Below are 5,842 nucleotides of genomic sequence, written 5' to 3'. Positions count from 1 at the left end.
GGCAAGACCGCCCCTGACATGCCATCAGCCCACTACACTCCCGACGATGCCTCTGACCAGGCCAGATAGCGAACCGCTGCTGGAGTACTAGTACTGCAACGGTGCTTGTGGTGACTGGTGGCTAGTTCAGGGGATGTGTCCGCGTCGTTTGTAGTGGCTGCTACCGGCGGGCCGAGCAGATCTTCGAGCAGAACACCCGGCTCCTGGCCAACCCCCTCGCCTCACCCGAGGACATCGAGAACCTGGACGGCTTCACGCTGCACCGGCTACGCCACAGCGCCCTGACACACGACGCGGAGGGCGGCACCTCCACCCCCATGCTGCTGGCCCGCTCCAGACAACGCCTCCGTCCGCTCCCTGGAGCGGTAAGCCCGTCCCGGTGTCGACGCAGTCGCCCGACACGTCGCCGAGCGCGACCCCGCCGCGCGTCGCCGGACGTGACGCCCCTCGTTTGCGGCTGGTGACGATCCTGCTGGCCTTTTCGGACCCGCATCGCCAACGGGTACGGGCCCCGTGCCGCCACCGCCCGCGCCACCTGCGCGGTCAGCTCACGCACCTTCGGCCACGGCCTCGGCCGCATCGACATTCCACACCCCACGCGACCGGGAACGCCAAGACGGCCGCTGCTGTCCTGTCCAACGAGCCGCCAGCCGTGCCGGGCACGGAATAAGCCAGCAGGATCGATGACACGCGACCACAAACCATGCCAGTCACAAAAACATGCGCGCCCAATGTCAGTCCATGTCACTACAGTTGCTCAGCCGGCCGCACCCATGCGGCCGGATCCGTTTTCGAAGGAGCTCCTAAGATGGGTTTACGAAGACGTGCGACGGGTGTCGCGCTGGTGCTGGCAGCCGCGTCACTCAATCTGCTCGGTCCCCACGGCACAGCAGCGGCACAGTCCCAGGGCGGCATCGTCCTGCCCGTGCGGTCACACTGGGAGACCCTCGCCGACAGTCGTCATGTGTACATCAGCGCGCCCGGCGACGACGCCGTGCTGGCCACCGACCACGACGGGCAGGTCGTGAAGAAGTTGGAGGGTCTCGACGGGGCGCGGGGCATGGCCGAGTCGGCTGACGAGTCCACCCTGTACGTGGCGCTCCCGGACGCTGACGCGATCTCCGTCGTCGACACGGCGACCTTGACCGAGACGCGGCGCATCTCGACCGGGGCCGACACTGAACCGGAGAGCCTCGCCCTCGCCGGCGGCCGGCTTTTCTTCGGCTACCGGGCCACCGTCTTCCACGCCGGCATCGGGTCGGTCGCCATCGCCGAGGCGACCCCGACCGTCAGCCTCGACGACAACCCCGTGTGGTACGGCAAGCCGCGACTCGCCTCGTCGCCGGGCGCGCCTGACCGGCTCGTCGCCGCGCATAGTCAGGGCGCGCTGGGCATGCGCGTGTACGACGTGGGCTCCGGCATGCTTCATGAGACCGCCTACAGCGAAGCCGTCGGCGATGTCGAGGACATGACGGTAACACCGGACGGCCGCAGTGTGATCACTGCGAACGGCGGCAACTACTACCACCAGCGGTGGCGCTTGTCGGACCTGACGGAGGAGACCCAGTACGACACCGGCCCCTACCCCAACTCCGTCGCTGTCGATTCCCACGGCACGGTCGCCGCGGGAATCGTGGCGGGAGGGGAGTGGGACGTCCGCATCTACCGCCCAGGAGAGACCGCCGCGTACCGCACGGTCGCGTTGTCGCCCGGGCACGCGGATCTGCTCGACCGAGGCGTGGCCTGGGCGCCCGACGGCAACAGGCTGTTCACCACCCGCTTCCCCTACTCGGGCGAGGTGGTTCTCGACATCATCACCGACATCGCCAAGGCATCCAGCACGATCACACTGTCCGCTCCCCCGACGAACCCTGTCGGCACGCCGGTCGCCGTGACCGGGAAACTGACCTCGCTGGCCCCCTTCCCCAGGTACAAGACGGTCACGGTGACCCGCAACGGCGTAGAGTTGCCGGATGTGAAGGTCAAACGGGACGGCACCTTCAGCTTCAGTGACACCCCGCCCGACTGGATGACGTATCCCCAGTACACAGTCACCTACCCGGGCGACGCCCGGCATGTGCCCGGCACAGCGACCGTCATGGTCGAGCTCATCGCCTGACCAAGCCGGTCAGTTTGCCCGAGCCCGTCACAACGGTGTGGGGCCGGTGTCCTCCGGGACACCGGCCCCACACCGCACTGGCGTAGCAAATGTCGCCAGGAGCACGTCTGGACCAAGCTGCTCGCCGAGGCCGGGTTCACCAGGATCACCGTCGATATGCTGCCCGCCGTGATCGATGGGCCGCGCACCGCCGACACGCTGCTGGTGAGCGCGCACCGCCCGTCCTAACTGTGCCATCTCATGAGGTTGTACCGCGCCCGCGGTGTTGAGCCGGGAGCTCGTGCCGCCGTTTACCGGCGGCGGATGCGCCTTTCGGGCAGAGCGCCCACAAGGATCAGGTGCCGGGCGGAACGGGCCTGGTCAGCGCGTTCGGCGACCTCGATGTCGTTGTCCAGGGCGCTGGTGAAGCGGATGTCAGGCTTCCCCAGGGTGGCGAAGATCAGGTTGCGGATCGCCTCAGCGACGTGCTCAAGCCGGTCGTCTGGGCACTCTTTCAGGCTGGCCGTCAGACGCTGGTGCTTTGTATGGCTGTCCTGGGAGGGCGGCGCTGGGAGGCGGAGCCGCTCGCACAGCCCAGGCAGGTCCTGGTGACGGTGCCTCTGGTACAGGTCTACCAGGACTCCCTCGATCAGACTTCGCAACCGTGGCAGGTCCATGCGCTCAGTCATCACACGATGATGAGTCAGACGACGTCTCGGTTCCAGAGGCCCGTATGGGGCAGGCCCAGTGCGCCGTGCCCCCGCTGTGACCACGATGCGTTGTACGGCCTGGAGTGCGCACACTGCGGCCGCATCATCATCACGCTAAGAGCATGATCGGCTCGCTCGTAGGCACCTGTTACGTTTTCGGGAATTGTAAAGCGTAAAGAGAGGACGGATGTTGTTGTGCGCAAGGCGCGTTGGATAGCGGCCACGCCGCTCGCCGGGGTCGTGATGGCCGCCGGGTGCGGTAGTGAGAGCGCGGGTAGGAAGACGGCAGACGGCACGGCGAGTGCCACCGCTGGCGTGACGAAGAAGCCGGCTGGGTCGGCTCCCCCTCACGGCACGCTCCTGGAGCGAGCGGCCGGCACCTGGAAGTACATCGCCACCCCTGACGAATCAACGTTGGACACACTCGTCGTCAAGGACGGCAAAACCACAGCCAAGGGCGCGAAGCTCTCGTGTTCGGGCAACTTCGTGCCGACGAAGGATAACGGCCAGGAATCCGCGACCATCACCTACACGTGCCAGGGCGGCAAGGACGGCGGGCGCGGCCTGGGGCACCTGAAGGTGGACCCGGACGGCTCCTCGCCCGTGATCGACTTCGACGGGCCCCCGGCGGCTGGGGTGGCCCGGTCGATAGCTACCGTCGAGCCTGAGAGTTCGTTTCCTCAAGGCCGCGAAGCTCGAAGTAAACCAGACTGTTGCCCGCAGGCACCGGTGCAATCCCCGCATCGGCCGTTGCGTCGTGCCCGGCCGTTTGCCAGCGCTCTGTTCCCCGGCCTTGGGACTGGTGGCTCGCATGTTGGCGTGTCGCGTAAACCTCAGCGGTGCAGTTCGGGCGTCACGGTGAGTGGTCGCTGGAGACGTTTCGACTCTTAGGTGCCCCTTCGCTGACAGGTCGGTGAGGATCTCGTCGGTTAGCCAGGAGCCCTGGCCAACACCGCGAGCCGGGCAAGCTCCATGAACTGGTTTCTAACAGGAGGGAAAATAATTCAAATGGACAAACTCGGCTTCGAGTTGAGGCCTCTCATCACGCGGCACGAAACGGGCCGGATAGGGTCCTTGGGGCCCTTTGGGGAAGTGTCAGTAACTCACAAAAAGCCATCCCGAAAGAGGGAGGACGGATTTAGTGAAACAGTGTTGAGCGGCGAAAGCATGCCATACACGCTGTACCGCGGCAAGGGAAACGACACACCGACTCTCGAGTGCCCGTCTCTCACCATGGGAGGCGGATCCACACCCGCGCGATTCGACAGACCATGCGCACATTGCACATTTCGAGCAGTGACAGAAAATATGAATACACGCTCATCGGCATGACCAAGGGATCGCTTCTCGTTCGAGATGACGCCCGGATCGAAATTCGCCGCAATAAAGCCCCGGGGGGGAGGGCTCGCAAGCATTGGGAGGGCCACCGGGAGCGTCGATACCACCGACCTGGCCGTCGCTCTTGTATTCGAAGAAGTCAACACCTCATGGCGAACCCAGAGGTACATGAACTGACTGAACGCGCCTCAAAGCTACGCAGCCTTGCGGAACACACCGAGGGGCTGGCTGATGCTCCCCACACTTTCGCCAACTTCACGATGATGACATGGGCAGGGCCGCACGCGGACCAGGTCCGTGTGGACCTGAAGAACTGGCGGACAAAGTGTGGGAATGCCGCCGAGGCTCTGCGCGCAGGCCACCGCATGTGACAAGTCTGCGAAGGATCTAAAGAACCCCAAGTCGTGATGCGACCGATAGGATTTCCCATGAGTGATGCGCATTCGCTAGTCTATGAGGCGCACTTCCGTCGTACCCCTTTCCAACTGCTGTTCGGAATGGGTTGGAAACGCCTTGTCGCGTTCCGTGTCGACGAGAACGGCGTACTGCTCGGCGGTGCTCCGGCCCGCTATCAGGCGCAGACTGCCGCCGTTCCCTGGAAAGACATCATTTCCATCGTGCTGTGGCAGCAGCGCATGGCCGGACCCGCAATGAATTACGTCGGCGCACGCCGGCGCGAGGGGGCCCCTCGCCTGGCTGGGCCGAACGCGAAGCTGACGCCTGGAGAAACCGCCCGTCTCGCGCCGCATGTGGAATACGAACTCTTCCTCGCCAGCCGCCCCATCAACTTCTGGCGGATCGACCCCGAACGTCTCCAGGCCGCGGTGGACGCTTTCGCTCCGCACGTCGATGTCCTGGTCTACCGGCAGTCGGACACCTGAGATTCGGTGGCTGGACGCCCGAGATGCGTCGGTTGAACACGCGCCGCCTTCGCCATCCACCCCTGAAAGGAACGAACGATGGGTCCTTGGGCACACCTTCGCCGGAGCTACAGCTGCACCGGACTCGGCACGGCGCACTGGCTTTGCCCCCACGCAATCGCATCCCGCAGGTTCCGCGCGGTCTGCGGACTGAACCGTTCGTGCAGCCGCTCCGACAACTCAGCCGACCCCGCGTCCTTGGGCGCGAACCTGCTTCCGAGGGACGCCATCAGCCACGCTTCGAACAGTGGCCGCACGTCCGGCCCCATGCAGTTGGTGAGCACGAACTCGCGGAACCGATCGTCCCATTCCGAGCGTGGATAGCCGGCGAGCGCAGCCACAACGCCGACCCGGAATTCTGCCCGGTGTTCCTCCGGCATCTCCGGGCCGCGGCACAGCAGCCAGTTCGCATAATCCGTCGGGTCCGCCATCAACTCATCGAAGTCGGTCACACCGGGTCCAACGAAGACCGCGCTGTAGGTGTAACGCCCTACCGGGCACGGCCGAGGAACGGCACATGGCATGGACGGGGTTCCATGGCGCTCACGGCCCGGACGTGGTGCTTCACCCGATGGAGGCGACAGCTCCGGACCGCTCGGCGAGCGTTGGGACGCCCAGTGCGAGGACGAGGTAGCACGCAGGTTGCACTAGGGTCTGTTGCGAAAGTGGATCTTGTTCGTGGATGATCACGTCCTGTGGGACGTGGGGATCTGACGAACGGCCAGTGGGCCCGGCTTGAGCCGCTGCTGCCGCAGGGCCTCAAGCCAGGCCGTCCG

General features: G+C 65.3%; 5 protein-coding genes. 3 read left to right on the top strand and 2 right to left on the bottom strand.

The window, feature by feature from the left end:
• Positions 1-808 precede the first annotated feature (808 nt).
• Positions 809-2,119 (top strand): hypothetical protein, encoded by a 1,311-nt coding sequence (locus ACZ7DE_RS40895; protein ID WP_470769618.1) that lies wholly within the window; start codon positions 809-811, stop codon positions 2,117-2,119.
• 290 nt (positions 2,120-2,409) lie between these two features.
• Here the strand turns inward: ACZ7DE_RS40895 and ACZ7DE_RS40890 are convergent, their stop codons facing one another.
• On the bottom strand, positions 2,410-2,787 hold the full coding sequence (locus ACZ7DE_RS40890; protein ID WP_470769616.1) for a hypothetical protein: 378 nt from the start codon (positions 2,785-2,787) through the stop codon (positions 2,410-2,412).
• A 336-nt stretch (positions 2,788-3,123) separates the two neighbouring features.
• On the opposite strand from ACZ7DE_RS40890, the gene ACZ7DE_RS40885 reads away from it, so the two are divergent.
• Both ACZ7DE_RS40885 and ACZ7DE_RS40880 read left to right on the top strand, forming a co-directional pair.
• Positions 3,124-3,699, top strand: a complete 576-nt coding sequence (locus tag ACZ7DE_RS40885) for a hypothetical protein (RefSeq protein WP_470769614.1) — start codon at positions 3,124-3,126, stop codon at positions 3,697-3,699.
• A gap of 875 nt (positions 3,700-4,574) precedes the next feature.
• A complete protein-coding gene (locus ACZ7DE_RS40880) occupies positions 4,575-5,027 on the top strand; it encodes a hypothetical protein (protein ID WP_470769612.1) in 453 nt (150 codons plus the stop codon).
• A gap of 107 nt (positions 5,028-5,134) precedes the next feature.
• Here the strand turns inward: ACZ7DE_RS40880 and ACZ7DE_RS40875 are convergent, their stop codons facing one another.
• On the bottom strand, positions 5,135-5,518 hold the full coding sequence (locus ACZ7DE_RS40875) for a hypothetical protein (protein ID WP_470769610.1): 384 nt from the start codon (positions 5,516-5,518) through the stop codon (positions 5,135-5,137).
• Between the last annotated feature and the right edge of the window lie 324 nt (positions 5,519-5,842).

Source organism: Streptomyces sp. NPDC037083 (assembly GCF_055606485.1).
Note: the sequence above shows the minus strand (reverse complement) of the source record. Positions and strands in the feature narration are given on the sequence as shown.

What these genes read in the sequence shown, in the direction of transcription:
- ACZ7DE_RS40895 (WP_470769618.1), top strand. Translation starts at nt 809, where the DNA reads ATGGGTTTACGAAGACGTGCGACGGGTGTCGCGCTGGTGCTGGCAGCC.
- ACZ7DE_RS40890 (WP_470769616.1), bottom strand. Translation starts at nt 2,787, where the DNA reads ATGACTGAGCGCATGGACCTGCCACGGTTGCGAAGTCTGATCGAGGGA.
- ACZ7DE_RS40880 (WP_470769612.1), top strand. Translation starts at nt 4,575, where the DNA reads ATGAGTGATGCGCATTCGCTAGTCTATGAGGCGCACTTCCGTCGTACC.